We start from the raw sequence: 23,903 nt of genomic DNA, 5'->3' as shown, positions 1-23,903 counted from the left end.
TACAAGGAGGCCAATAATGTCACAAATAGAAAATATCATTAAGAATGAGAGCGTTGAAGACGTTCTGCTACACTTCGCACCTAGAACGTCCTATCCCGGAATTGATCGGATGTATGTTAATTATAAATTCCAGGTAATAGAAAATGGCGAATTACTGTCAACTTATCATCGGTTGGTTGAAGAAGGTAAGTTGACTAAAGATGATAAAGGCCATACGCTTAAAGGCCCCAACTGGAAAGTTCCGGTTTTCGTGACTGAGAAAAAGTACGGTATCGAATAGCCGACGACCACTTTCCAATAAGCGGGTTCTAACAGGCTTAGGCAGCTCCGGGTTTGCCGGTCCTTTTCTTTGATGATGAGTTTCTGGCTAGATTATTTTTGGAGATAGTGCTGAGCATATAATATAGCTATCTGGCCATTTTTTGGTAGTGCATCCAATTAGTAGAACATATATTTCTCAATGAAGGCACTGATGACTTTTTCATACAACTCAACAGAGCGTGAGAAGCAAATTTTTTTCCGAGCTAGGCGCTTAATTCGAGTCCTGAGAGTGAGGGTGTTTCGCTCAATACGTTGGGTAAAAAGTTTTCCCGTCAGATGCCTATCTTGTGGTACTTCTCTGGCATAGCTCCCCCAGTTATCGCTGGTTATCATCCCAATAGTAAATGGTGTAAGCAAAGAAAGTCATTCACGACAGGTCTCGTCTGTTCTTGGTCCGAATGTATAGGCCAGCACACCACCGTTTTTGGTGTTGTAGCATACCAGAGTCAGTGTGCTCGCGCTTTACTGCCAACAAATCCCCATTGCTCATCAAGTTCACAGATAAGAGCAATATCAGCATGCGCAACCGGAGAGGAAGTTATTCGCCTTGGTGAGAGTTTTTTAAAGTGCGGATAACGGTATTAATACCGACTTTAAGCGTTTTTGCAGTATCACGGGCTCCCGCACCATCAAATGCTATTTCGGTAATCTGCTCTTTGACGCCTGGCTTACGAGCTTCATAGGTGTAGTGCAGTAGAAATACCCGATGACAGTCACGGCAACGAAATCGGTCTTGGCCTTTAGGGTTTTGACCATGACGGTAGACTTGAGCAGATTGACATCGAGGACAATGAACAGTAACGCTGGCCATGATAAAACCTCATAAGACTTATTATACATAACTTCAACTAATTGGATGGATTACCCTTTCGTTCTGGTGAGCTGATGATCTTTTTCAAGCTCCTGAATGATACGAGTGCTCTTTAGGTTTTCGTTCCTACCTAGGTAAAGCTGGCCATTTTCTAAAACGTTTATGCGAGAAGCAATGATGTGTATGTGTTGTCCTACTTCGTCGTCATGAAGAGTATAACAGCGAAGATTAGTGTCTGAGAAACCCATCCGCTTCATGTAATCGTCGGCAATGTGCTTCCAGTACTCATTAGTCAATGAATCGCCTTTGCTAATTGTAGCGAGTTATGCCATACAGGTTTCTCAACATCTTCTCTCAGTTGCTGAGTTTTGGTAAACTCTGCTGTCAACTCCTCCACTGAAATGCCTACCTAGTTTCCTCCTATCACAAGGGGAACGGTTGAGTGATGAGGAGTAGGGGAAAGAGTATACGAGACGACACCCCGGAAGTTCTTACCCCTTTTGATTTTATTAATACCTTTCATCTGGGATAACTATTTTTCGAGTGTAAGCAGAGCATCTCTTACATGCGACAGCTTCAACTTCAGTGCATTCATTTCCTGCGATAGTGGCTTAGCTTCTTCGCCTCTACGAAGCAGGAATGAACCAAGACCGTTCAGTTTCTGTAGTGAGTGAGATCTTGCCAGGCATTTTTGTTCACCTCAGGAACAGATGGAGGGAGTTGCTGAAGAGTTGAGCTTCTCAGCCAACAGCTTCTGCTGAGCTGATTTCTCAAATTATTTACTCTCGCAAGTTCTATGTCATTTAAACGAACAGTAACTGTATGTCTGCGAATGCGATTCGGGGGAGGCTTCTTTGATTCAGTATTGTTGGTGAATGACGAAGGAAACTCGTCATCAGATATATTATTAAAATTTTCCATTTCAACTCCTTTTGATTATATGGTTTACAGCAAGTCCATATGCTATGCATAAGTGATTATCACTATATGGGTGTGTGTCAATGACTTAAGTTTTGATTTTGATGTTGTTATTTATTTTTTAACCGAAGGGCGGAAAAAGCAAGGCAACTGAGCATCGCTCAGTTAGCTCTTGCTTATAATCAGAATTATCAAGATAGTTTAATTCATATAAGTATGGATTAATTAATGGGAAAAAGGTATAATTAAGGATCGTATTTTAAAAGGTAGGTAAACTGAGATTCTACGGGATATTTCTATGTATATTGAAAATGATGAAAAAGAATATGAAATTTCTCAATTAGATAATAAAAAGAGAACCAACAGGTCAAGTTTAAAGAAAAATGGTTTGTTGCACGACAAGATTCTATCTTATGGCGATGACACTGTATCTAACAAAATTATTCATGGTGAAAACCTCGATGTTCTAAAACTACTGCAAGAAGATTTTTCTAATGCATTCAAATGCGTATATTTGGATCCTCCATATAATAACGGTGAAAGTTATTTGCATTACTTGGATAATATGGAGCATGAGAAATGGCTATCTAATTTATCTGAAAGATTAAGAATAATTAAAAGCCTTCTCTCCGAGGATGGTAGCTTGTGGTTATCAATCGACGATTCCGAGATGCATTATCTTAAAGTCATGGCTGACAGTGTTTTTGGTCGTGAAAATTTTGTCTCGACTATTATATGGGAGAAAAGAACGACGAGAGAAAATAGGAAGGCGTTCTCCAGAAATCACGAGTATGTATTAGTTTATGCTAAAAATGCTTTAAAGTGGAGTAAAATAAGAAATACTTTACCGTTGACTGCTGAAGCAAGTGATAGATACAAGAATCCCGACCACGACCCAAGAGGACCTTGGCAGTCAGTCTCTGCAAATGTTCAGGCTGGACATGCTACTCTTAATCAGTTCTACACTATTGTATCACCAAGTGGAGTTTCACATTACCCACCTAAAGGAAGATGTTGGGTGTATTCTGAATCAAAAATGATGGAGGAGATTAAAAAAAATAACATTTGGTTTGGAAGGAATGGAGAGGGAGTTCCAAGAATAAAAAAATTTTTATCTGATAGAAAGGCAGGACTTGTTCCAGAAACCATTTGGAAAGCGGAAATTGTTGGGACTACAAGCGATGCAAAAAAACATCTTCTTCAGTTGTTTACTGATACAGCTCTTTTCGACACACCTAAGCCAGAAGAACTAATTGCAAGAATTTTAAAAATAAGCACAAATCCTGGGGACCTTGTATTAGATGCTTTTTTAGGGTCTGGAACAACTTGTGCTGTTGCTCATAAAATGAATCGTAAGTATATTGGTATTGAAATCGGCAATCATATCAGAACACATTGCTTTTCCCGCATGAAGAAAGTGGTCGATGGTGAGCAAGGTGGGATTTCAAAAGATGTGAATTGGACTGGTGGTGGTGGCTTTGAATTTTTCAGTGTAGATAAATAAATATGCAAGAAAAAACAAAATCGATTTATTATCTTGGTGGTAAAGGTGCTTTTACTTCTGAGATAAAAAAAGTTATTGATGAAATTACTATCAAAAAAAATGGCCGTATTTGCGATTTATTTTCAGGGTCTGGAGTTGTCGGTCATTATTTAAGTAGAACTAATCCGGTTACAACAGTGGATATACAAGAATATTCACGAGTATTGAGTTCTGCTTACTTCAATCTGAGCTTTGTAGACTTTGATAAAATTGAGCTTATGCTTGAGTCAATTTTATCAAGCGAATTATTCAACCATTTGTATAAATATTTAAATGCTCTTATTCAATATGAAATAAAAGCTATAGAAAAATCTAAATTTGGTGATTTCGAAGATTTGCTCAAAATAATTGAAGGTGTTCCTTTAATTGCCAATGAAGAGGGATCTGATCTCCATACTGTTTATAATTTGTTAAAAACAGATTGTCAATTTGGGTTATTGAGTTCTGGGATTGATCTGGCCAAACACACAACTACTCTTCGTTATTTCGGTGGTATATATTTTTCATATTATCAATCTTTGATTCTAGATATGATTCTGGGACTATCGGAAAAAGTTAATGATAACGAAAAGGATTTTGTCGTTTCTTTAGCATTATGCAGTGCCAGCACATTAGTGAATACTATTGGGAAACAGTTTGCTCAGCCTTTAAGACCCAGAAATAAAGATGGGTCTGTTAAAAAAAATATTCATACACTTGTATCCAAAGATCGTATTTTAGACCCAATAAAGATTGCAATTAATTGGCTAAATAAATATCGTTCATATACTTTAAGTGGTATGAATTCCAATTCAAAAGCTTTAAGAATGGATTATCTTTCAGCAATTAAGAATTACGGGGATCAATTCTCAGTAGTATATGCTGATCCACCATATACAAGAGATCATTATAGCCGGTTTTATCATGTATTGGAAACAATGGCTTTAAGAGACGAACCTCAAATTTCTGTTACCACTCGCGCTGGAAAAGTTTCATTGAGTAGAGGCATATACAGAGAAATAAGACATCAGTCTCCATTTTGTATTCGTTCAAAAGCTATACCTGCTTTTGAGGATTTGTTTTGTGCATGTAGTGATAATGGTTTACCTTTAGTTTTATCATATTCACCACACGAAGAAGGAGATGGCACACATCCTCGTGTGGTTTCAACAAAAAACATTATTGAATCAGCTTCAGCTTATTTCAATGATATTACTGTTATTCCTGTGGACGGGATCACACATAATAAGTTCAATAAAAGAGAACTTGAACTTGATAAAAGACATACTGCAGAAATATTGATCAAATGTGATCGGCCAAAGTAGTTTTTACCCATATCGGTAGATCAGGTGTTCTTGTTCTGATCTCTTCTGCTTTTATTCGAATTCTGCGCATTCTATTTGAAGATATTCCTAACTTTTCTGTTAGAAATTCATCTAAAACGGAGTGTGCATTTTCTGTTGGCAAAACAACCATGTATAAGAATGATTTAGCGGCTATTTTAAGGAAAACGCCTATAGGCTTGCCTTCTTCAGGATATTTCATGCCTTTAACAGCATTAAGTTCAAAGCGATAGTTATGACTTTTTACTACAACTGCAGGCCTAATCTCTTTTTCCTGCATTAAGCCATCTTTATTAACTTGGAAAAATAAATTATATGTGGCCTCATCTTGAACGGTTGTTGCATCAAAAAAATTAAAGAAATTATCTTTATCGAAATTAACCTGTTGTAATCTATCACCGTTTTTAGAAATTTCGGCGATTAGAATGGTATTATCTGGATGTGGCTCAGGTATTTCATCTTTGACTGTATCTTCATCCAGTAGGATACTTTTATCTTTGGCAATTTTGGCCAAAATCTTTCTGTTTTCTGTGTTCCTTTTTAAAGCTAATTTAACTCTTTCATTATCGTGGTCGAATAAAAAATCTGTGTTTTCGGTTAAGAATTTTTCCCAATTGTATATTTCATTTTGTTTTTCAACTGAACATATATAAGTGCTATATGCTTCTACATTCCAGCGAAGACCGCCCGCTGTTAAATTACCCGAACCCACAATATGCACATAATGCTTTTCTTTTTGAAACCAGATAAATTTAGGATGAAAAATTGAATTTTTAGCTTCGGTAATGAAAAATTTAATAACCAAATTTGCATATTTTTCATTGAATTTCAGAATTTCATTTAAAGCTTTTTCATCAGTTATTGCATCAACTCCAACGGTAAGAAAAAAATGATTGTCTTTGATGAAAGATATGAATCTTTCGTCTTTAAAAAGCAAGTCTATACCACTTGAACTCATGAATGCAAAATGTGCTCCACCTTTTTTTGCACCTTTTGATTGGAAAAGTATCTCATCAACTAAATAATTACCCTCTTTACTTGCTGGATTTTGCAAATAAAATCGATAGTCCGCCATTATCCTTGTTTCCCATAAAAGAACAATTTCCTTAATTTTATCCTTTTATATGAAAATGTACAGTTTTTATCTAGTAATATAAAATATACAATGTGGTATTTTTATTAGAATAATATCTTGCATTAACAAGAATATTCGCTGTTGTGTTTTGAAGAGAAGTTTTTTATTTTGTTTCCTTCAAATTTAGTGGTTTTAATTGTATCGATTATTTTATGATTAACTCATTTTCTTATTAACCTATTAACAATAATTTCTTTTTCTGCCATATTGCAAAGCTTCTCCAGAGCGTTACTCCTTTCACTATAGTAATCATATCTTTCATAAATGCCTTCAACACCTTTTAACTTGTGATTCAGGCATCTCCCAGCAACATGAGGTTGAACTGAAGGTGAAGCAAGTAAGCTCCTACTCGTTCCTCTCAAGTCATGAACAGTAAAACATTCAATATCACCCATAACATTTTGCGATTGCTTCTTCTTACCAGGTTCGATACCAAATAGCTTTGCTGTCGCTCTATTGAGCGTGTCTTTTCCCATGTGCTGGGCCTCAAAATACAAACTTTCGCCGTCACTGTATCTTCCGGGCTGTCTCGTTTTAACGAGAGCCTGGACCGTTTTTACGGTTAGCGAACCCATGAATGAAACCTTCTAATTGAGATAGCCCTTAGTGTAAAAAGAGTTACCATTTGCAGTGGTGAGTGGTTACTTATAACTCATGCACTTTGACTATTAAACGGAAATTACTCACCAATCCACTCTCCACAAAATTGTGGATTTTGATGGGGGATTATGTTCATTTCTGGAAAGTAAATTCAATAAAAAAGCCCATTTAACATGGGCTTATGGATATTAATGGATAGGAGTGGAAACTACTCGATATTCTGAATCTGCTCACGCATCTGTTCGATCAGCACTTTTAACTCAATCGCCGAAGTGGTAATGGTCGCATTGATCGATTTGGACGCAAGCGTATTCGATTCACGGTTAAACTCTTGCATCATAAAATCCAAGCGGCGGCCTACGGCTTCTTTTTTCTTCAGAATATTGTAGGTTTCCTTAATATGCGCATCGAGTCGGTCCAGCTCCTCGGCCACATCAATTCGCTGTGCCAACATGATCAGCTCTTGTTCAAGTCTTTGCGTATCGACCTGAATCGCGGCATCGTCCAGTTTACTGACCAGTCGCTCACGCTGCCAAATGAGTACAGCAGGCATCTCTGTTCTGACGGTAGCGACTTCTTGACTGACTGCCGCGAGGCGCTGCTCGATCAATTGCTTTAGTGCTGCGCCTTCCGTTTCTCTTGCCTCAACAAAGGCATTCAATGCTTGGTCAAGTCCTGTCATGAGCTGTTGATTGATGGCGTCTAAATCTTGCTCGCCAGCGCTCATCACACCCGGCCAGCGGAGAATATCGACAGGGTCAATCGATCCCTCATCAGTTTGACACTTCACCCAGTTTGCGGCGTTAATCACTTGCTGCGCTAATGTCTTGTTCAGCGATAATTCGCCTTGAGCACCGGGGTTCGGTTCGAAACGAAGTTGGCATTCGACCTTACCCCGGGTTAAACGCTGACGGATACGATCGCGAATAACCGGTTCTAAACTACGAAATTGCTCAGGAAGACGGATATAGGTTTCAAGATAACGTTGGTTAACAGAGCGTAGCTCCCAACTGGCGTTACCCCATTCTCCTTTCATATCGTGGCGTGCAAAAGCGGTCATACTGCGGATCATAGTGATTACTCTTTTTGGTCAAGTTAACGGTGAGTATAGCCTTCGAGGCGCTGTGAAAACAGAGTAGTCTGTAAGACGATAGCTACCTGGCTTATTCCCCCTTAGGATAGGGGCTCGCGCGCGCGATAAGGAACAAAGATGAAAGTCTCAGTCTATTTATTGTTATTGACCAGTGGATTACTACTGGCTGTCAGCCGCGGCAGCCTGATATAGCCTCTTGTCAGATGGGCAACGCAATGCAACAAACCCAGCCCTGGTTTGGACTCAGCCGACCGGATGGACCGTCCATTTCGACCCAACAGTGGCGACACTTTGTTGACCAAGTGATCACACCGGTCTTTCCAAATGGGTTATCGATAGTGGAAGCGAAAGGGCAGTGGCTAGGAAATAATGGTGAGCGTCTTAGCGAGAATAGTCGTGGATTGTTACTGATTTATCCGGCAAGCAAAGAAAAGTCGCAAGCGATTGACCTGATCCGAACCCGTTATCGGCAGCTCTTTGCTCAGGAGGCGGTCATGCGCATCGATCGACCGGTTTGTGTCGCTTTCTAGATTGTGGGCGCAACGAGTGCGCCCCCTACAGGTTAAAGGAACAGGCTTGCGAAGGCTGCTGACAAAAGGCTCACTAACGTCGAGCCATACACCAGTTTCCAACCATAACGAGAAACGATATTGCCCTGTTTTTCATTAAGCCCTTTTACCGCTCCTGCAACGATACCGATGGAAGCAAAGTTGGCAAACGAGACTAAGAAGATCGACAGAATACCAAGGCCCTTTGCGGTGAATTGCCCGGCCATCTTCTGTAAATCAATCATCGCCACAAATTCATTCGAGACCAGTTTGGTCGCCATGATGCTTCCCGCTTTTAATGCGTCTTGTTTGGGAATACCGACTAACCAAGCAAGAGGGGAAAACACGTAGCCAAGTAGCTGTTGAAAACTGTAGCCGAATAGCGCGGAGAATAAGGCGTTGATGGCACTAATTAGGGCGATAAACCCAATGAGCATCGCCAGAATGATCATGGCGACTTTGAAACCGGCAAGGATATATTCCCCCAGCATCTCAAAAAAGCTCTGCTTTTCATGAAGCTTATCCAGTGAAATCGGTGCATCGTCTTGGTGGCGTGTCGGGTTAATAATCGACAAGATGACAAAGGTACTGAACATATTCAGGAGTAATGCGGTGACGACATAGCGTGCATCGATCATCGACATATAAGCGCCGACAATTGATAGCGATACCGTCGACATGGCGGTCGCCGCCATGGTGTACAGCCGTTTCGGAGGAATATCGGCCAGAATACCTTTATAGGCGATGAAATTCTCAGACTGCCCCAAAATTAGGGTACTGACAGCGTTAAAGGATTCGAGTTTTCCCATCCCATTCACTTTAGACAGCAAGGTACCGACAATCCGAATTAACAGCGGTAAAATCTTCCAATGCTGTAAAATACCTATCAACGCTGAAATAAAAATAATCGGACAAAGTACGCCGAGAAAAACGAACGCTAGCCCTTGTTGATGGAGTCCGCCAAAGACAAAGTCCGTACCTTGGGCAGCAAAGCCGAGTAAGGCCTCAAAAAACCCACTCACGCCACTGACTAATGCTAATCCCGCCGATGAATGTAAGCAAAACCAGCCAATAGCTCCCTCAATAATTAGTAGTTGTAATAGGAAGCGTAATCGAATGTGTTGACGATCATGGCTGACGAGAAACGCTAGTAGCCCAATGACGGCAAGGGCGAGGATAAAATGTAATAAGGTCGACATAGCAAGGTTTCATTGGCGAAAGAGTAATATTTAGCCATAGTGAGTAAATTTTTTCATCTGTAATCTCGGCAATTCTTCCCACTAACAAGACACTGAATGGCGAAATCCGTATACTGTGCAGCGTTATCCACCGTAGTCGGAGAGAATTTATGCGTCCAGCAGGCCGTAGTGCACAGCAAGTCCGTCCCGTCACCCTTACGCGTCATTACACTAAACATGCCGAAGGGTCGGTATTAGTCGAGTTCGGAGAAACGAAAGTTCTCTGCAACGCTACTGTCGAAGAAGGCGTACCGCGTTTCTTAAAAGGACAAGGCCAAGGGTGGGTAACAGCGGAGTACGGAATGTTACCGCGTTCTACTCATAGCCGTATGCCGCGTGAAGCTGCCAAAGGTAAACAAGGTGGTCGAACCCTAGAAATTCAACGTCTTATTGCGCGATCGCTTCGTGCCGCTGTAGATTTAAAAGCGTTGGGCGAATATACCATTACCCTCGATTGTGATGTCATCCAAGCGGATGGCGGTACCCGTACCGCTTCTATCACGGGTGCCTGTGTGGCCTTAGCGGATGCCTTAAATGCCTTAGTGGCGAAAGGTAAACTGGCTAAAAACCCAATGAAAGGGATGGTCGCGGCCATTTCTGTTGGCGTGGTAGACGGTGAAGCTCGCTGCGACCTTGAATATGTTGAGGATTCCGCAGCGGATACGGATATGAATGTCGTCATGCTTGAAGACGGTCGAATGATCGAAGTTCAAGGGACGGCAGAGGGTGAACCCTTTAGTCATGAAGAACTGCTTGCATTATTAGCGCTGGCCAAAGAAGGCATTAATGAGTTAATCACTGCACAGAAAGCCGCATTGGCTCAATAACATCAATCAAGCGACCCATGAGGTCGCTTTTTTATGGGGAAAAGATAATGAAAGCGTGGCAACGTGAATTCATCGAGTTTGCTATCAGTAAGCAAGTACTGAAGTTCGGCGAGTTTACTCTAAAATCCGGACGTAAAAGCCCGTACTTTTTTAATGCCGGTCTCTTTAATACGGGGCGTGATTTAGCGCAGCTTGGACGCTTCTACGCACAAGCATTAGTCGATTCAGGAATTAATTTCGATTTACTGTTCGGACCGGCCTATAAAGGGATACCGATTGCCACGACCACCGCGGTGGCGCTGGCTGACCATCACCAACGCGACCTTCCTTATTGTTTCAATCGTAAGGAAGCGAAAGATCATGGCGAAGGGGGGTTACTGGTGGGTAGCCCACTCGAAGGCCGAGTCATGTTAGTGGACGATGTGATTACGGCAGGGACGGCGATTCGTGAGTCGATGGAAATCATCACGGCACACCATGCTACGTTGGCGGGAGTCTTGATCTCATTAGATCGCCAAGAACGCGGGCGTGAAGCCATTTCGGCAATTCAAGAAGTGGAGCGTGATTACCAGTGCCAAGTCATTTCAATCATTACGCTGAAAGATTTGATTAGCTATCTTGAGGAGCAACCCTCGATGGTGGAAGCCTTAGACGCGGTAAAAGCCTATCGCGAGCAGTACGGGATTTAATAGCGATAGCGGGGGGATACTCCCCCGCTATTCTTGCTGAACTAGTAAAGCTGTGCAGCCACTAACGGCCAACGCTGTTCGAAGTTCGCGGTAGGTTTAAAGCGAAATTCCGAGCGTACATAACGTGAAAGCAGCCCTTCACAGAAAGCAATGAGCTGGCTGGCGAGTAGCGTTTCATCAATCTGAAAACCTTCGCCATCGCGCATTTTCTTCTCTTTCATTACTTGGCGCAATTGGACTTCAATACGTTCAAAAAGCTGATTGATCCTACCTTGTAGACGGTCTTGTTCGAACATCAATGCATGGCCAGTCATGATACGCGTCAGGCCAGGATTTTTTTCACCAAATCCCAAAATAAGCTGCACGATGAGTTTGAGTCGAAGCAACGTTTCTTTTTCATCATTAAGAATCAGGTTGATTCGGGTGATAAGACTATCTTCAATAAACTCGATTAAGCTATCGAACATCTTTGTTTTACTAGGAAAGTGTCGATAAAGTGCAGCTTCTGATACCCCTACATTCGCGGCTAATTTCGCGGTCGTGATGCGTTGACTGCCATCACCTGACTCCAACATATGAGCCAATGCTTGTAAGATCTCTTCACGTCGGTTGCCCCGCGTGCTTTTTTTCTCTGCCATACCTTTAACCGTCCTAAAAATCCTAATGATTAACCCCAAGGGTGGGGTTATCTCAGAGATAAGTTACCTAAAGGGGCGATATTACTGACGACCAGAGTGCCCGAATCCGCCTTCACCACGTTCAGTCTGCGTGAATTCTTCAACAAGAGTAAATTCTGCTTGAACCACTGGCACAAAAACTAATTGTGCAATGCGATCACCGGCTTCAATAACGAAAGGCTGTTCACTACGATTCCACACAGACACCATTAATTGACCTTGGTAATCAGAATCGATCAAACCAACGAGATTCCCCAAAACGATACCGTGCTTATGCCCTAAACCAGAGCGAGGCAGAATGACGGCCGCCAACTGTGGGTCGGCAACATGTATTGCCAGACCGGTAGGGATGAGTGTGGTACTGCCAGCATCAAGGGTTATCGGTCCATCAGTGCAGGCACGTAAGTCGAGGCCGGCTGAGCCAGGGGTCGCGTAGGTAGGTAAAGGAAATTCTTTACCTACACGTGGGTCAAGAATTTTAATGTCGATCTTTTTCATAGAGGTTGACTATCTCGTCTAATAATTGCTGGCCAAGGAGTTGCTTGTTACACAACGGTAACGATTTCTCTCCCTCCTGCCAGAAAAGGTGAAGGGCATTATTATCACTATCGAAACCTTGAGTCGTGCCTGAGACATTATTGGCACAAATCAAGTCGAGGTTTTTACGTTCTCTTTTTTGTTGGGCGTATTCTTCCACATTCTGGGTTTCCGCCGCAAATCCCACTACAAAAGGTTTAGGGGCGGGGAGTGCAGCAACCCCTGCAACAATGTCAGGATTTTTAATAAGTTGCAGAGTAATTTCACCGTTATCAGCGGTTTTTTTTATTTTTTCTACTGCAATATTCACCGCACGGTAATCGGCGACCGCCGCACATCCGATAAAAATATGTTGCTCGGTTATCTCTGCCATCACGGCATTATGCATCTCTTCAGCGGAGACAACGTCTCGACGAACCGTGCCCGGAGGGGTAGCTAATTCAACAGGCCCACTAATAAGGGTAACTTTTGCGCCCCGTGAAGCGGCAGCTCGGGCGATAGCAAATCCCATTTTCCCAGAGCTTTTATTACTGATATATCGGACGGGGTCCAACGCTTCTCGAGTCGGACCGGCAGTAATCATAATATTAAGATGCGCAAGATCATGTTGAGTGTGGTGCCATGCAATCGCGTGCTCAACAATGACCAAGGGATCTAGCATGCGACCTGGACCAACATCGCCACAGGCTTGATGACCATGGTCAGGTCCCCATACCATAAAATGATGTTCGTGGAGTTTGGCCAAATTACTGGAGGTCAATGTTGAGCGATACATTTGCTGGTTCATTGCGGGGACAATAGCGATGGGTGCCGCGGTGGCTAAACAGGTTGTGGTGACAATATCATTCGCCATCCCTTGTGCAATCCGCGCGATAAGGTCCGCGGAGGCAGGAGCGATGATGACTAAATCTGCCCATTTAGCCAGCTCAATATGCCCCATTGCGGCTTCAGCATGAGGGTCGAGTAAATCAGTCGAGACCGGATAACCACTGACTGCTTGTAGGCTTAACGCGGTAATAAACGCTTCGGCCGCATGGGTCATCATCACCCGTACCTCAGCACCTTGATCACGTAACCGACGTACTAGGTCCGGTGTTTTGTAGGCGGCAATCCCTCCACTTACACCAACAAGGATACGTTTATTCGTTAGGTTACTCATAGGGTGTCCCATCGTATAAGGTCAAACGGTCTAAAGAGAAAGGGTTTGTATGGTACCACAAAGCAAGCCTATCCCAATGTTTCAACTTATCTTATTGATAATAATCAATTTATTATAAAATACCCCAGTCGTTATCAAAAACTGGGGTATGGCTCGAAAATCACGATTCTACCACTGTGAATATAAACAGTAATTACCTAAATTATCGACTATTGGGTGAGCGGAGGACGAATCATGACCGAGAAACCGAGGGAAAAACTCTTAACAAGCGGCGCAGCAACGTTAACCAATAGTGAGTTATTGGCGATATTCTTGCGTACGGGCGGCTCAGGAATGCCTGTGCTGGATTTTGCACATTACCTATTGTCGCATTTTGGCAGCTTACAAGCCGTGATGACTGCTAGCCAAGACCAATATGCTGCCATAAAAGGGATAGGACAGTCGAAATTAAGTCAGATATATGCCATCGCAGAACTTGGTAAACGGTTTTACCAAGAGCAGCTTTTCTGCCAAGACAGTATCTCAGATCCCAGCGAGGCTTATTGCTATTTGGTGAGCCAGCTCGCTCATTTAGAACGTGAAGTGTTTCAAGTGATTTTTCTGGATAACCGCCATCGCGTTCTTGAGGCTCAGACTATGTTTCAAGGAACCATTAATAGTGTTGAGGTTCATCCTCGAGAAGTGGTCAAAGAGGCATTACGCTATAACGCAGCGGCAATAATCTTGGCCCATAATCATCCTTCCGGAGTGGCGAAACCGAGTGAGGCCGACAAAAAAATTACTCAGCAAATCCAAAAAGCCTGTCGACTATTTAATATTTCGGTCCTCGACCACTTTGTCATTGGGCGAGGTGAATTTTTTTCATTTGCTCAGCATGGATGGCTATAACCTTGAAAAACAGGTCAAAAAAAAGACAACTAATCGAAAAAGTGTACTTTTTCATCGATCCTGGGAGATCTTTATCTGTTCGGGTCTTGAGCACTAGGCCGACAGGGCGTATACTACGCCACCTTTGAGAATCTCGGGTTTGGCGTTTAGGCCTGCTCAGCGGGTTCACATTGAACTCGCCTGGATAGGTTAAAAGCCTGACGAGGCGGCCAAAACCTAAGTGAAAAGCTCGAGCTGATTTTGATTTTTGGAGATATGACATGTCACGAGTCTGCCAAGTAACTGGCAAGCGTCCGGTAACGGGTAATAACCGTTCCCACGCAATGAACGCGACGAAACGCCGTTTTCTTCCGAACTTACACTCACACCGTTTCTGGGTTGAGAGTGAGAAGCGTTTTGTTACTTTGCGTGTATCTGCTAAAGGTATGCGTGTAATCGATAAAAAGGGTATTGATGCTGTGTTAGCAGACATGCGTACCCGCGGTGAGAAGTACTAAGGAACTGAATCATGGCTAAAGGTATTCGTGAGAAGATCAAGCTAGTTTCCTCTGCTGGTACAGGTCACTTCTATACCACTACGAAGAACAAGCGCACTAAGCCAGAAAAACTGGAACTTAAGAAGTTTGATCCAGTTGTTCGCGAGCACGTGCTGTATAAAGAAGCTAAAATCAAATAATTTTAGTATTCTTATAAAAACCCGGCCCTATGGTCGGGTTTTTTGTTTTTAAGGGGGAAAAAGTTGATGCCTGAATTACCTGAAGTCGAAACCAGTAGACGGGGTATTGCACCGCATATCGTGGGTGAAACCTTGTTGCATGCTGTCGTAAGACACCCACAGCTTCGTTGGCCGGTGTCTGAGGAAATCTATCAGCTAAGTGATGAGACCGTCTTAAGCTTAGAGCGGCGGGCGAAATACCTGCTACTCGAACTGAAGCATGGCTGGATTATCATCCATCTCGGCATGTCAGGCCGCTTGCGTATTCTGAGTGAAGACACCCCCCCTGAAAAACACGACCATGTTGATTTAGTGTTCAGTAATGGTAAAACATTACGTTATACCGATCCTCGTCGTTTCGGGGCGTGGTTATGGGAAACCGACCTCACTCAGAGCCGGGTTTTACGCCATCTCGGACCGGAACCGCTTAGCGAGGCGTTTAATGCAGAGTGGTTAATACAAAAATCGGTCACCAAAAAAATTGCGATTAAGCCTTGGTTGATGGATAACAAATTAGTGGTGGGGGTCGGCAATATCTATGCCAGTGAGTCGCTCTTCCAGGCCGGTATCCATCCTGATCGCCCCGCAAATGGATTAAGTCATCTCGAAAGTGAAAGGTTAGTCGCTTCGATTAAGGCGGTATTACAGCGTTCGATTGAACAAGGTGGAACCACCTTGCGTGACTTTTTACAGAGTGATGGTAAACCGGGTTATTTTGCCCAACAGCTCAATGTTTATGGGCGTGCGGGCGAGCCGTGTCTACACTGCGGCACCCCCATTATGTCTGGCCGACATGCTCAACGTAGCACCTATTGGTGTCCGAGCTGCCAGCACTAGCTTGCGGGAAATTTAGCGACTACCGCGTGTTGGATCTCTGTGGTAACAAAGCATCCAATGTTCCCTTGATGGCGCGCCACTTCTTTAACGATAGTGGAAGAGAGGAAAGCGTACTGCTCGTTTGGCGCCATGAAAATAGTATCGAGTTGTGGGTTAAGCTGTTGGTTAGCCTGGGCTAATTGGCGTTCGTAATCAAAATCGGATACCGAGCGAACGCCGCGAATTAAGACAGTGGCACGATGTTGCTCTGCCAGCTGGGCTAAGAGGCTATTAAACCCGATAACGTCAACATTAGGTAGGCTAGCCGTAGCCTGTTTCGCCATTGCCACGCGTTCCTCAAGACTGAATAACGGCTTCTTACTCGGATTTGAAGCAATGGCAACAATCAGCCGTTCAAAGAGCACTGCGCTGCGTTGAATGATATCCAAATGGCCAAGAGTGAGTGGATCAAAGGTTCCGGGATAAATGGCTATAACTGACATACACACTCCTAATGGGATTGAGCGTTAAGATAGGGCTCGACAATATGCAGTAATTGTTGAAGCGCACCTTGGTTTTGATGCAAAACATCTACCGCATGCAAGCCATAATATTTACGTAAATCATTGTCTGCGAGAAGCTGCGTCATCTCTTGGAATAATGCCGCGTGATCGGCGACAGTAATTAACCCTTGTGCTTGTGCAAGTCGCCCGCAAATATCCTTAAAATTCCAGATATGCGGCCCCATAATTACCGGAATAGCGTGGGCGGAAGGTTCCAAAGGATTATGACCGCCGCGTTCCACTAAGCTGCCCCCGACAAAGGCCACATCAGCAATTCCATAAAGTAACATCAGTTCGCCCATCGTATCGCCGATCAATACATGCGTCGTGGCGTTGGGAACCTGATTATCACTGCGCATTAACGGTTCAAATGCTAACTTTTCTGCGAGTTCTTTTACCGACTGAAAACGCTCTGGATGACGAGGAACTAAAATCAATAACAGAGTAGGGAATTGAGTGAGCAACTGACGATGTGTCTCTAAAATGATACGTTCTTCGCCCTCATGGGTACTCGCGGCAATCCACACTGGACGATACGGCGCCCATTGTCGCCGTAGCGCTACCGCCCTAGCAGCCAGTTCAGGAGTTACTGAAATATCAAATTTCAAACTTCCCGTCACCGTGACTTGTTCAGGTTTTGCTCCTAAAGCAATGAATCGCTCACCATCTTCACTATTTTGTGCCGCAATACAGCTAATTTTTTGTAATAGTTCTGCGAGTTCACTGCCTAGTTTTTGGTAACGTTTAGCCGATCGTTCGGACAAACGTGCATTGGCAATGATTAAAGGGATCTGGCGGCGATGTAAGGTATGGATAATATTTGGCCAAAGCTCAGTTTCCATAATGATGACTAAACGCGGCGCGGCAGTGTCTAAGAAGCGATTAATGGCCGTCGGGAGATCGTAAGGAAGATAAACATGAGAAACATTCTTACCAAAAGCCGATTGCGCTCGCTCTGAGCCTGTTGGAGTCATCGTCGTTACGGTAATCGGAATGGTTGGGTATTGATATTGCAGAGCCCTGACTAAGGGAATGGCTGCCAGTGTTTCCCCGACCGATACGGAATGTAGAACAATACCCCCAGGCACCACTTTACCTTTGCAATAGCCATAACGCTCTTTCCAGCGTAAGCGGTACCCTGGCAGTTTTTTACCACGGTGCCAAAGTCTAATCCAAATCAATGGTTGGATGAGATAGAGTAAAAGGGTATAAACGGCAGTCAGCATTGTGTTATCGGTTGGCCTGAAAAGATAAAATGAAGGTATCGATATTACCAGAAAAAAAGGGTTCTCACATTATCCCCACACCTTCAGACTTATCTGTTTACTGCTTAGCATAGTCAGCTGACTCCCGGTACTTATACCGTTTCATCGCTCGAATAGCCCTCACTCATCGCCCTATTTAGTGTAAACTCGGCTGTATTGACTGGGCTTTCTTATCGATTATCGTTCTTTTCTCATGATCAATAGGAGAATTGAAAGAGAGGTGATATTGCACGGTATCGCCGCCTAGTATCCAAATTAATAATAAGGGTCAGCGCTTCAAGTATGAAATCGCCTGCTATCAAAGCCCCTTAGTGAGGACGTTTACGTGAAAATAGCCTTTTGTTTACATAAATATTTCCCTTACGGTGGGCAGCAACGGGATTTTAAGCGTATTGCCTTAGCTTGCCAGCAACGCGGGCATCAAGTTGTTGTGTATACGTTTGAATGGCAAGGAGAAAAATGTCCAGGATTTGAAGTGGTTATTGTCCCGAAACAAGGAGCGTCTAACCATGCCCGTAATCAATTTTTTAGCCGTTGGATTGCGGATTATCGGATGACACACCCTGATGATGCATTAGTTGGATTTAACAAAATGGCGGGCTTGGATATCTATTTCGCCGCAGATGTTTGTTATGCAGCGAAAACGGCGAAAGAAAAAGGGTTCTTTTATAAACTTACCCCCCGCTATCGCAGTTATTGTCAGGCCGAAAATGCCGTTTTTTCCACTCATTCGGCTACTGAAATATTAGTGTTAACGCCTCAGCAGCAAACTGACTTTATTCAGTTTTACCATACTCCGAGTGAACGTTTCCATTTGCTGTCACCGGGTATCGATCCGCAATTATACTCGTCGCAGCAACGGGATAATTATCGAGGGGAAACGCGTCAGCGACTTGGCCTAACGGGCGACGATTTTTTCCTACTGCAGGTAGGATCCGACTTCCGACGTAAGGGAGTAAAACGGAGTCTTGAAGCGATTGCCGCGTTACCTTTATCTATTAAAGAAAAAATAACCTTTTGGGTGGTCGGTGCAGATAATGCGGCGAGTTGTCGTCATTATGCAGAAAAATTAGGCATAGCTGCTCAAGTTCACTTCCATCAAGGCAGAGAAGATATCCCCCAATTAATGGCCGCTGCTGATCTACTCCTCCATCCGGCTCATCAGGAAGCTGCGGGTATCGTCCTTATTGAAGCTTTAGCCTCAGGCCTGCCGGTTATCTGTACGGAAGTCTGTGGGAATGCGCCTTATCTCTCCGCTGCCGGAAACGGCAGAGTGATCAGCGAGCCTTTTCGTCAAGAAACATTGAATCAAGCTCTGTCCGCCTCCCTTCAAGATCCTAAACAGTTAGCATTGTGGTCACAGGCAGCGTTGGAGTACTGTGAACAACACGACGTTTATCGTTTGCCAGAGCAGGCGGCAGATATTATTGAAAAGAGAGTAAAAGATGCTGCAACTCGAACAGCCTTTTAAGCAGGCGTGGGCGCACAGCGACCCTTATGCAGAGATTTTGGCGCTGCAAGGTGAAACCTTTCGGCAAGTAGAAGCCAGAAGAACAATGCGTTTTGACTTCGCTGGAGAAAGCTACTTTGTAAAATATCACCGTGGTACGGCGTTAAAAGAGGTACTGAAAAATCTGATTACGCTACGCTTGCCTGTACTGGGCGCGAAAAATGAATGGCTGGCTGTTCAGCATCTACAAAGCGTTAAGGTTCCAACAATGACGTGTTATGGATATGGTCAGCGTCATTGGAACCCATTACAACGTGAATCCTTTATCGTCACAAAGGATTTAAACCCGGCGATTAGTCTTGAAGACTATTGTGCAAACTGGGCGATTCAACCACCACCCTATCACGTAAAAAGGGCGCTGATTAAGCAATTAGCGCGCACTGTTGCCACCATGCACCGCTCGGGTCTTAATCACCGAGATTGTTATATCTGCCATTTTCTCTTGGCGTTGCCTTACGATGCCGAGCAAACAGATCCAACACTGTCGGTGATTGATCTGCATCGCGCGCAAATATGGAAAAAAATGCCCGTACGTTGGCGTGACAAAGACCTTATCGCGCTCTACTACTCAAGTTTTCCGTTAGGGCTTTCTCTACGAGACTACTGCTACTTTTTGGCCGAGTATTTTTCTTGTCCGGTACGAGAGGTTTTCCGACGAGAGGGCCGCTTGATACGGCAGGCCCAGCAAAAAGCGGAAAAAATTAAACAGCGCACGCTAAGAAAAAATCTTTAACGGAACAAGGGGGCTCTATGACCGCTGAAAAAACGTTGGCGATCATGTCGTTACTGGCATGTGAAAAGGCGATCAAACAACAAATTACCATTGACCCTTGTGCAGTGAAGGACGATGACGTTCAGCTTCATATTGGATGGGGGGCAGACGGTGACTTTTTGTTGGGAAGTGAGATTTCGATGGCTTCGGTCGCCAGTAATAACCCGTCTATCCGATTTCACTTTCATCTGTTCAGTAATGATATTCTCCATCTCGATCAGAAAAAAATGGTCGAGCTTGCTGAGCAGCATGCTTTAAAGATTACGCTTTATACTCTGGATAACGACTACTTCGCCCAACTGCCTACCAATCGATTATGGTCATCGGCGATCTACTATCGTTTTATCATGGCCGAGATACTGGCTCAGACTACGTCTACCATGCTCTATCTTGATGCCGATGTAGTCTGCCAAGGGGATATCCGCGCATTACTCGACGTGGATTTCGCTAATAATGTGGTTGCAGCAGTTCCTGAACGCGATGCGGCATGGTGGGCGCACCAAGCAGAAGTACTGGAGTGTAATGCGCTCGCACAGGGGTATTTTAATTCTGGAGTGATGCTGATCAATCTCGATGCATGGCGGTCTGAAGCTGTATATGAGCATATCCTACGTTTAGCTGCCGACCCACAACAACAAGCTAAACTTACGTTTTATGATCAAGATCTTTTGAATTTAGCGCTAGTAGACAAAAAAATGTTTTTGAATAGCGTATATAATACTCAATATAGTCTTAACTATGAGCTCAATGAAGCGAAGCGCAAAAGCTTCACTTCTACCTGCATTTTTATGCATTTCATTGGGCCGACCAAGCCTTGGCATCTGTGGGCACAGTATCCGAGTGCGCAGGCATTTCAACTGGCGAAGGCACACTCTCCATGGAAGGGGGAGCCATTACAGTTACCTCGGTCAACGTATCAATATCGTTATTGTTACAAACATATGATTCATCAGAAAAAAACACTAAAAGGATACGGATATTTTTTTAGGTATTTACTTCGTAAACTACTTTCTCGGCGATAAATAGATAGCTATGGTTACTCAATCCAAACTGGCAGGCTACACCGTTTATACGAACGGTGATGATCAATTTTTCATCAATATGTTGGATGATTTTCTTCATTCTCGTTTAACGACGCTGAAAGTATTTCGCAGTATCCCTGATACCAAAGTGAGCTTGGTAGAAAAAGACGGCAAACTTTACGTCTTGAAAGTGTTTACGCCCAAGGAAAAGCGTAATGAGCGTTTTTTAAAGTCCTTCTTCCGTGGCGATTATTACTTAACTCTGTTCAAACAGACAGCGATGCTTCGTGAACGGAATGTGACCTTTCCCAACGATTTTCATCTTCTTGCGGAGACCAAAATCTTCAATTTCGCGAGTCGATTCATCATGATCATCGAATATATCCCTGGCGTAGAAATGGATATTTTGGCGGCGAAAGGCGAACTGACCGATAAAATTAAATCGGAAGTGTTGGAAAGCGTCAAAGTTTTACATCAGCATCACGTTATTTTTGATGATGCGCACAAGCAGAACTTTATGCTGTCGGATGGACGAGTAAGAGTCATTGATTTATCAGGTAAAAACTACTCTCGTTTTCGTGCCGCCAAGGATTTTATCGACCTAGAAAGACACTTTGGGATCAGTAATTTTCATCGTGGTTTCTCATACCAATGGGTAAAGCGTAAGTCGCAATTTCGAAAAAAATTCAAGGTCTTTAAAGGGCGCTTGATTGGGCGCTCAGTGTAAGCGGCCATGATCTCATTTTTCTCCCCAGCGCAACTTGTTCATCTACGTGAACAACGGAGGCACTCGGCGTGCCTAATTTTCCTCTCCGGGCCTTCGGCCTCAGAGGTCTCTACTTCACAATTACGCGCCATGGATATCATCGCGGTCAACGGATCGGCGCGCTACTTACTCGATCAGGACATTAAACCGTTTATCTATTTGGTGACGGATGGTCGGTTTGCGAGACAGCGTCTTGAAGAATTTCAGCGGCACGTGACCGAGAGTGCCTTTACGTTTATCAATCAAGAAGTCTTTGACGCAGCGCCCGCTGACTTACAACGCTGGCTCGCTGAACGCTGCTTTATCATAAAAGAGCTCTACAAAAGAGAGAAGTCAGGCCCGTTAAAAAAACTCAAGTATGCGTTTTTTTGCGCCCGACACCCGAGTGTCATGATGGATGTCCCCTTCTCAAGAAAGAAAAGAATGAAGGGGTTTTCTAAGGATATCACGGTCGGCTATTGCAACTGTAAGACTGTCGCTTACGCGGCTATCCAGTTAGCTTACTCTCTGAGTTATGGTAAAATTATTTGCGCTGGTTTCGATTTGACGTCGGGTGGGCAACGTTTTTATGAGCGTCCAGGTGAGGCGGCAATGCCCTCAGAGATAAGCCAGGATACTCAGAAGATTATCGCGGTGTTACGCTTTATGAGAGAGAAAATTAACCCGCCGATTTTTACACTTTCTACTACGACAGTGATTCCTTACGACATTATTCCCCTCATCGAACATACGGGTGAAGAGGTAAAATAACGCCATCTATGGGTGGCTTTACCATCTTTTGAATCCCCGTAATTTTTGCTCTATAGTAAGCGGCCAGAACAGCAAGACAAGCTTACGCAGAGCAATCCGTCAGCGTGGTCGCTAACAGTCATAATAATCAGTAGATAATTAGGCTAAGATTGAGTTAGGTAACGATATGATTAATGAGTTAAAGGCTAGTTGTAGCCGATATGTGGGAATGAAAAAATGGTGCTCATTTCTATTTATTATGTTCGTTGGGCTTTTTTTCGTAGATGGTATTACCCGATATAAGCACCTCGTTTTTTATTGTGCAATCATTACGTCTCTATTTATCATTTACAATGAAAAGCAGATAGTAAAAGAACTTATAAAGAATAATATATTCAGATTCTTGGTTCTACTCTTTATCGTTGGAGTCTATTCTTCATCGATATCAATCGATAACTCTATGAGCTTTAAGTATTTTTTCAATACTATTGCAGAAAAGACGGTTCTTGCCCCCATTGCCTTCGCACTCGTTATCAGCCAACTCCCGCATCGTCAAATTTGTCAGTCATTACTGATCGGTTTGGGGCTAATGTTTTTAGTTTCAGGCGGTAAGGAGTTTTATTCTTATTATGTAGAGTATCGCCAAGGGATCTATCCTTTTTCAAATTATAATCATCGGTTTATTGCTGAAGCGCTTATATTCTCCTTACCTTGTATTTTATTACTATGGAAAACTAAAGGTTTAAAAGCCAAAGTTTGTTTTATCGTGGTGGCTGGCCTATACGGTTTTCTTATGCTCGGCCTGTTACAACGTGGGGCATGGCTGGCGATATTAGTTTTCTCACTCCTTTGGTGTCTGTTTAATCGAGAATGGAAGCTTCCCCTATTGGTTACGCTTATCGTTGCGGTGAGTAGTGTAGGGATCTTTATGAAATTCCATGACCGCTTATCAGTGCTAACGTATAAATTGGAACAGACCTCTAGTAGCCATCGCTTTGGAAATGGTACGCAAGGTGCGGCTTGGGATATGATTATGCAGCATCCTGTTAAAGGTTCGGGTATTGGTGACAAAGTCTACCTTAAAGCCTATGCGAATAACTTACCGCAATACCCGCAATGGTTTTTCCGTGAACCTGTTGGGCCACATAATTTCTTCTTATCTAGCTGGTTCGCCGGTGGGGTCTTGGGGTTACTCGTATCAGTCAGTGTGGTACTCGTCGTGTTAGTGACGGCATTTAAAGGTTATCGCCGCTCTGAAAATATGATCAGATATTGTTATAGCTCGGTATTCTTAATGATGTTTGCCGATTTCTTTGTAAGAGGTTGGGTCGAGGAGACCTTTATTTTCCAAACAGCAATCGCTTCAGCGTTCCTAATGGGAATGTTTTTAAGCGCGAGACGGATAATGCAACTTAAGCACTAAACGATGATAAGGCCTC

Annotated in this window: 25 protein-coding genes and 2 pseudogenes; 16 read left to right on the top strand and 11 right to left on the bottom strand. The window is 43.4% G+C overall.

Annotated elements, in window-relative coordinates; translation table 11 throughout:
* Nucleotides 1–16 precede the first annotated feature (16 nt).
* On the top strand, nucleotides 17–280 hold the full coding sequence (locus BMX14_RS12740; RefSeq protein ID WP_092677365.1) for an immunity protein: 264 nt from the start codon (nucleotides 17–19) through the stop codon (nucleotides 278–280).
* Between the two features lie 158 nt (nucleotides 281–438).
* Here BMX14_RS12740 and BMX14_RS12735 read toward each other — a convergent pair.
* Both BMX14_RS12735 and BMX14_RS12730 read right to left on the bottom strand, forming a co-directional pair.
* Nucleotides 439–1,132: pseudogene (locus BMX14_RS12735) on the bottom strand (IS1 family transposase).
* 53 nt (nucleotides 1,133–1,185) lie between these two features.
* Nucleotides 1,186–1,535, bottom strand: a pseudogene (locus tag BMX14_RS12730) (relaxase/mobilization nuclease domain-containing protein); the annotation flags it as partial.
* An 813-nt stretch (nucleotides 1,536–2,348) separates the two neighbouring features.
* Here BMX14_RS12730 and BMX14_RS12720 point away from each other — a divergent pair.
* Nucleotides 2,349–3,554, top strand: coding sequence for a site-specific DNA-methyltransferase (locus tag BMX14_RS12720; protein WP_092677363.1), 1,206 nt, complete (start codon nucleotides 2,349–2,351; stop codon nucleotides 3,552–3,554).
* Between the two features lie 2 nt (nucleotides 3,555–3,556).
* The gene (locus BMX14_RS12715) at nucleotides 3,557–4,897 is read left to right on the top strand and encodes a DNA adenine methylase (protein ID WP_092677362.1); all 1,341 of its coding nucleotides are present in this window, start codon (nucleotides 3,557–3,559) and stop codon (nucleotides 4,895–4,897) included.
* Here BMX14_RS12715 and BMX14_RS12710 read toward each other — a convergent pair.
* The 3 genes from BMX14_RS12710 to BMX14_RS12700 all read right to left on the bottom strand — a co-directional run bounded on the left by BMX14_RS12710 (nucleotide 4,875) and on the right by BMX14_RS12700 (nucleotide 7,722).
* Complete coding sequence (locus BMX14_RS12710) at nucleotides 4,875–5,990, bottom strand: phospholipase D family protein (RefSeq protein WP_092677360.1); 1,116 nt, start codon at nucleotides 5,988–5,990, stop codon at nucleotides 4,875–4,877. The two genes, BMX14_RS12715 and BMX14_RS12710, sit on opposite strands and share 23 nt — an antisense overlap.
* A 221-nt stretch (nucleotides 5,991–6,211) precedes the next feature.
* Nucleotides 6,212–6,526, bottom strand: a complete 315-nt coding sequence (locus BMX14_RS12705) for a hypothetical protein (RefSeq protein WP_456238914.1) — start codon at nucleotides 6,524–6,526, stop codon at nucleotides 6,212–6,214.
* A 332-nt stretch (nucleotides 6,527–6,858) separates the two neighbouring features.
* Nucleotides 6,859–7,722: a YicC/YloC family endoribonuclease gene (locus BMX14_RS12700; protein ID WP_092677358.1), complete on the bottom strand. Its 864-nt coding sequence runs from the start codon at nucleotides 7,720–7,722 to the stop codon at nucleotides 6,859–6,861.
* Nucleotides 7,723–7,958: 236 nt separating this feature from the next.
* Between BMX14_RS12700 and BMX14_RS12695 the strand changes: the two genes are divergently transcribed.
* The gene (locus tag BMX14_RS12695) at nucleotides 7,959–8,273 is read left to right on the top strand and encodes a DUF3574 domain-containing protein (protein ID WP_177173147.1); all 315 of its coding nucleotides are present in this window, start codon (nucleotides 7,959–7,961) and stop codon (nucleotides 8,271–8,273) included.
* Between the two features lie 32 nt (nucleotides 8,274–8,305).
* On the opposite strand, the gene BMX14_RS12690 is transcribed toward BMX14_RS12695, so the two are convergent.
* Nucleotides 8,306–9,490 carry a NupC/NupG family nucleoside CNT transporter gene (locus BMX14_RS12690; protein ID WP_092677354.1) on the bottom strand — a complete coding sequence of 395 codons (1,185 nt, stop codon included), beginning with the start codon at nucleotides 9,488–9,490 and terminating at the stop codon, nucleotides 8,306–8,308.
* Between the two features lie 149 nt (nucleotides 9,491–9,639).
* Here BMX14_RS12690 and rph point away from each other — a divergent pair, with 149 nt between their 5' ends.
* Both rph and pyrE read left to right on the top strand, forming a co-directional pair.
* Nucleotides 9,640–10,356: a ribonuclease PH gene (gene rph, locus BMX14_RS12685; RefSeq protein ID WP_092677352.1), complete on the top strand. Its 717-nt coding sequence runs from the start codon at nucleotides 9,640–9,642 to the stop codon at nucleotides 10,354–10,356.
* A gap of 47 nt (nucleotides 10,357–10,403) precedes the next feature.
* Complete coding sequence (gene pyrE / locus BMX14_RS12680; RefSeq protein WP_092677350.1) at nucleotides 10,404–11,045, top strand: orotate phosphoribosyltransferase; 642 nt, start codon at nucleotides 10,404–10,406, stop codon at nucleotides 11,043–11,045.
* Between the two features lie 41 nt (nucleotides 11,046–11,086).
* Here pyrE and slmA read toward each other — a convergent pair whose 3' ends face one another.
* From slmA to coaBC, 3 genes are all read right to left on the bottom strand, one after another.
* Nucleotides 11,087–11,683 carry a nucleoid occlusion factor SlmA gene (gene slmA / locus BMX14_RS12675; protein ID WP_092677348.1) on the bottom strand — a complete coding sequence of 199 codons (597 nt, stop codon included), beginning with the start codon at nucleotides 11,681–11,683 and terminating at the stop codon, nucleotides 11,087–11,089.
* An 81-nt stretch (nucleotides 11,684–11,764) separates the two neighbouring features.
* The gene (gene dut / locus BMX14_RS12670) at nucleotides 11,765–12,220 is read right to left on the bottom strand and encodes a dUTP diphosphatase (RefSeq protein ID WP_092677346.1); all 456 of its coding nucleotides are present in this window, start codon (nucleotides 12,218–12,220) and stop codon (nucleotides 11,765–11,767) included.
* Complete coding sequence (gene coaBC, locus BMX14_RS12665; protein ID WP_092677344.1) at nucleotides 12,201–13,418, bottom strand: bifunctional phosphopantothenoylcysteine decarboxylase/phosphopantothenate--cysteine ligase CoaBC; 1,218 nt, start codon at nucleotides 13,416–13,418, stop codon at nucleotides 12,201–12,203. Before coaBC ends, dut begins: the two co-directional genes overlap by 20 nt.
* Nucleotides 13,419–13,652: 234 nt before the next feature.
* Here coaBC and radC point away from each other — a divergent pair, with 234 nt between their 5' ends.
* The 4 genes from radC to mutM all read left to right on the top strand — a co-directional run bounded on the left by radC (nucleotide 13,653) and on the right by mutM (nucleotide 15,858).
* Complete coding sequence (gene radC / locus BMX14_RS12660; protein WP_092677342.1) at nucleotides 13,653–14,306, top strand: RadC family protein; 654 nt, start codon at nucleotides 13,653–13,655, stop codon at nucleotides 14,304–14,306.
* Nucleotides 14,307–14,566: 260 nt separating this feature from the next.
* Nucleotides 14,567–14,803 carry a 50S ribosomal protein L28 gene (rpmB, locus tag BMX14_RS12655; RefSeq protein WP_048913021.1) on the top strand — a complete coding sequence of 79 codons (237 nt, stop codon included), beginning with the start codon at nucleotides 14,567–14,569 and terminating at the stop codon, nucleotides 14,801–14,803.
* An 11-nt stretch (nucleotides 14,804–14,814) separates the two neighbouring features.
* Nucleotides 14,815–14,982, top strand: coding sequence for a 50S ribosomal protein L33 (rpmG, locus tag BMX14_RS12650; RefSeq protein WP_048913020.1), 168 nt, complete (start codon nucleotides 14,815–14,817; stop codon nucleotides 14,980–14,982).
* Between the two features lie 66 nt (nucleotides 14,983–15,048).
* Complete coding sequence (mutM, locus tag BMX14_RS12645; protein ID WP_092677340.1) at nucleotides 15,049–15,858, top strand: bifunctional DNA-formamidopyrimidine glycosylase/DNA-(apurinic or apyrimidinic site) lyase; 810 nt, start codon at nucleotides 15,049–15,051, stop codon at nucleotides 15,856–15,858.
* Here mutM and coaD read toward each other — a convergent pair.
* Nucleotides 15,855–16,340 (bottom strand): pantetheine-phosphate adenylyltransferase, encoded by a 486-nt coding sequence (gene coaD, locus BMX14_RS12640; protein WP_092677338.1) that lies wholly within the window; start codon nucleotides 16,338–16,340, stop codon nucleotides 15,855–15,857. The two genes, mutM and coaD, sit on opposite strands and share 4 nt — an antisense overlap.
* A gap of 8 nt (nucleotides 16,341–16,348) precedes the next feature.
* Complete coding sequence (gene waaA, locus BMX14_RS12635; RefSeq protein ID WP_092677336.1) at nucleotides 16,349–17,626, bottom strand: lipid IV(A) 3-deoxy-D-manno-octulosonic acid transferase; 1,278 nt, start codon at nucleotides 17,624–17,626, stop codon at nucleotides 16,349–16,351.
* Nucleotides 17,627–17,990: 364 nt separating this feature from the next.
* Here waaA and BMX14_RS12630 point away from each other — a divergent pair, with 364 nt between their 5' ends.
* The 6 genes from BMX14_RS12630 (at nucleotide 17,991) to rfaL (ending at nucleotide 23,887) form a co-directional block, all read left to right on the top strand.
* Nucleotides 17,991–19,136, top strand: a complete 1,146-nt coding sequence (locus tag BMX14_RS12630; RefSeq protein WP_092677334.1) for a glycosyltransferase family 4 protein — start codon at nucleotides 17,991–17,993, stop codon at nucleotides 19,134–19,136.
* Entirely contained in the window at nucleotides 19,111–19,908 is a 798-nt protein-coding gene (gene rfaP, locus BMX14_RS12625; protein WP_092677332.1) for a lipopolysaccharide core heptose(I) kinase RfaP, read from the top strand. Before BMX14_RS12630 ends, rfaP begins: the two co-directional genes overlap by 26 nt.
* 17 nt (nucleotides 19,909–19,925) lie before the next feature.
* Nucleotides 19,926–20,969: a glycosyltransferase gene (locus tag BMX14_RS12620; RefSeq protein WP_092677330.1), complete on the top strand. Its 1,044-nt coding sequence runs from the start codon at nucleotides 19,926–19,928 to the stop codon at nucleotides 20,967–20,969.
* Between the two features lie 10 nt (nucleotides 20,970–20,979).
* Nucleotides 20,980–21,696 carry a lipopolysaccharide core heptose(II) kinase RfaY gene (locus BMX14_RS12615; protein ID WP_092677328.1) on the top strand — a complete coding sequence of 239 codons (717 nt, stop codon included), beginning with the start codon at nucleotides 20,980–20,982 and terminating at the stop codon, nucleotides 21,694–21,696.
* A gap of 6 nt (nucleotides 21,697–21,702) precedes the next feature.
* Nucleotides 21,703–22,485 (top strand): 3-deoxy-D-manno-oct-2-ulosonate III transferase WaaZ, encoded by a 783-nt coding sequence (gene waaZ / locus BMX14_RS12610; RefSeq protein ID WP_092677326.1) that lies wholly within the window; start codon nucleotides 21,703–21,705, stop codon nucleotides 22,483–22,485.
* A gap of 166 nt (nucleotides 22,486–22,651) precedes the next feature.
* Nucleotides 22,652–23,887, top strand: coding sequence for an O-antigen ligase RfaL (gene rfaL, locus BMX14_RS12605; protein ID WP_092677324.1), 1,236 nt, complete (start codon nucleotides 22,652–22,654; stop codon nucleotides 23,885–23,887).
* Nucleotides 23,888–23,903: the final 16 nt, after the last annotated feature.

Origin of the sequence: Rosenbergiella nectarea (assembly GCF_900111105.1) — a bacterium.
Taxonomy (GTDB): Bacteria; Pseudomonadota; Gammaproteobacteria; order Enterobacterales; family Enterobacteriaceae; genus Rosenbergiella; species Rosenbergiella nectarea.
The sequence above is the reverse complement of the archived record's forward strand: the minus strand, read 5'-3'. Positions and strand labels throughout refer to the sequence as shown.

Bases quoted from the DNA above. Each gene is read 5' to 3' on its own strand.
- pyrE (WP_092677350.1), top strand. From the start codon at position 10,404: ATGAAAGCGTGGCAACGTGAATTCATCGAGTTTGCTATCAGTAAGCAA.
- rph (WP_092677352.1), top strand. From the start codon at position 9,640: ATGCGTCCAGCAGGCCGTAGTGCACAGCAAGTCCGTCCCGTCACCCTT.
- BMX14_RS12720 (WP_092677363.1), top strand. From the start codon at position 2,349: ATGTATATTGAAAATGATGAAAAAGAATATGAAATTTCTCAATTAGAT.
- BMX14_RS12615 (WP_092677328.1), top strand. From the start codon at position 20,980: ATGGTTACTCAATCCAAACTGGCAGGCTACACCGTTTATACGAACGGT.
- rpmG (WP_048913020.1), top strand. From the start codon at position 14,815: ATGGCTAAAGGTATTCGTGAGAAGATCAAGCTAGTTTCCTCTGCTGGT.
- coaD (WP_092677338.1), bottom strand. From the start codon at position 16,340: ATGTCAGTTATAGCCATTTATCCCGGAACCTTTGATCCACTCACTCTT.
- dut (WP_092677346.1), bottom strand. From the start codon at position 12,220: ATGAAAAAGATCGACATTAAAATTCTTGACCCACGTGTAGGTAAAGAA.
- rfaL (WP_092677324.1), top strand. From the start codon at position 22,652: ATGATTAATGAGTTAAAGGCTAGTTGTAGCCGATATGTGGGAATGAAA.
- rfaP (WP_092677332.1), top strand. From the start codon at position 19,111: ATGCTGCAACTCGAACAGCCTTTTAAGCAGGCGTGGGCGCACAGCGAC.
- BMX14_RS12705 (WP_456238914.1), bottom strand. From the start codon at position 6,526: ATGGGAAAAGACACGCTCAATAGAGCGACAGCAAAGCTATTTGGTATC.
- slmA (WP_092677348.1), bottom strand. From the start codon at position 11,683: ATGGCAGAGAAAAAAAGCACGCGGGGCAACCGACGTGAAGAGATCTTA.
- BMX14_RS12690 (WP_092677354.1), bottom strand. From the start codon at position 9,490: ATGTCGACCTTATTACATTTTATCCTCGCCCTTGCCGTCATTGGGCTA.
- rpmB (WP_048913021.1), top strand. From the start codon at position 14,567: ATGTCACGAGTCTGCCAAGTAACTGGCAAGCGTCCGGTAACGGGTAAT.
- BMX14_RS12695 (WP_177173147.1), top strand. From the start codon at position 7,959: ATGCAACAAACCCAGCCCTGGTTTGGACTCAGCCGACCGGATGGACCG.
- BMX14_RS12620 (WP_092677330.1), top strand. From the start codon at position 19,926: ATGACCGCTGAAAAAACGTTGGCGATCATGTCGTTACTGGCATGTGAA.
- coaBC (WP_092677344.1), bottom strand. From the start codon at position 13,418: ATGAGTAACCTAACGAATAAACGTATCCTTGTTGGTGTAAGTGGAGGG.
- waaA (WP_092677336.1), bottom strand. From the start codon at position 17,626: ATGCTGACTGCCGTTTATACCCTTTTACTCTATCTCATCCAACCATTG.
- mutM (WP_092677340.1), top strand. From the start codon at position 15,049: ATGCCTGAATTACCTGAAGTCGAAACCAGTAGACGGGGTATTGCACCG.
- BMX14_RS12700 (WP_092677358.1), bottom strand. From the start codon at position 7,722: ATGATCCGCAGTATGACCGCTTTTGCACGCCACGATATGAAAGGAGAA.
- BMX14_RS12710 (WP_092677360.1), bottom strand. From the start codon at position 5,990: ATGGCGGACTATCGATTTTATTTGCAAAATCCAGCAAGTAAAGAGGGT.
- radC (WP_092677342.1), top strand. From the start codon at position 13,653: ATGACCGAGAAACCGAGGGAAAAACTCTTAACAAGCGGCGCAGCAACG.
- waaZ (WP_092677326.1), top strand. From the start codon at position 21,703: ATGATCTCATTTTTCTCCCCAGCGCAACTTGTTCATCTACGTGAACAA.
- BMX14_RS12715 (WP_092677362.1), top strand. From the start codon at position 3,557: ATGCAAGAAAAAACAAAATCGATTTATTATCTTGGTGGTAAAGGTGCT.
- BMX14_RS12740 (WP_092677365.1), top strand. From the start codon at position 17: ATGTCACAAATAGAAAATATCATTAAGAATGAGAGCGTTGAAGACGTT.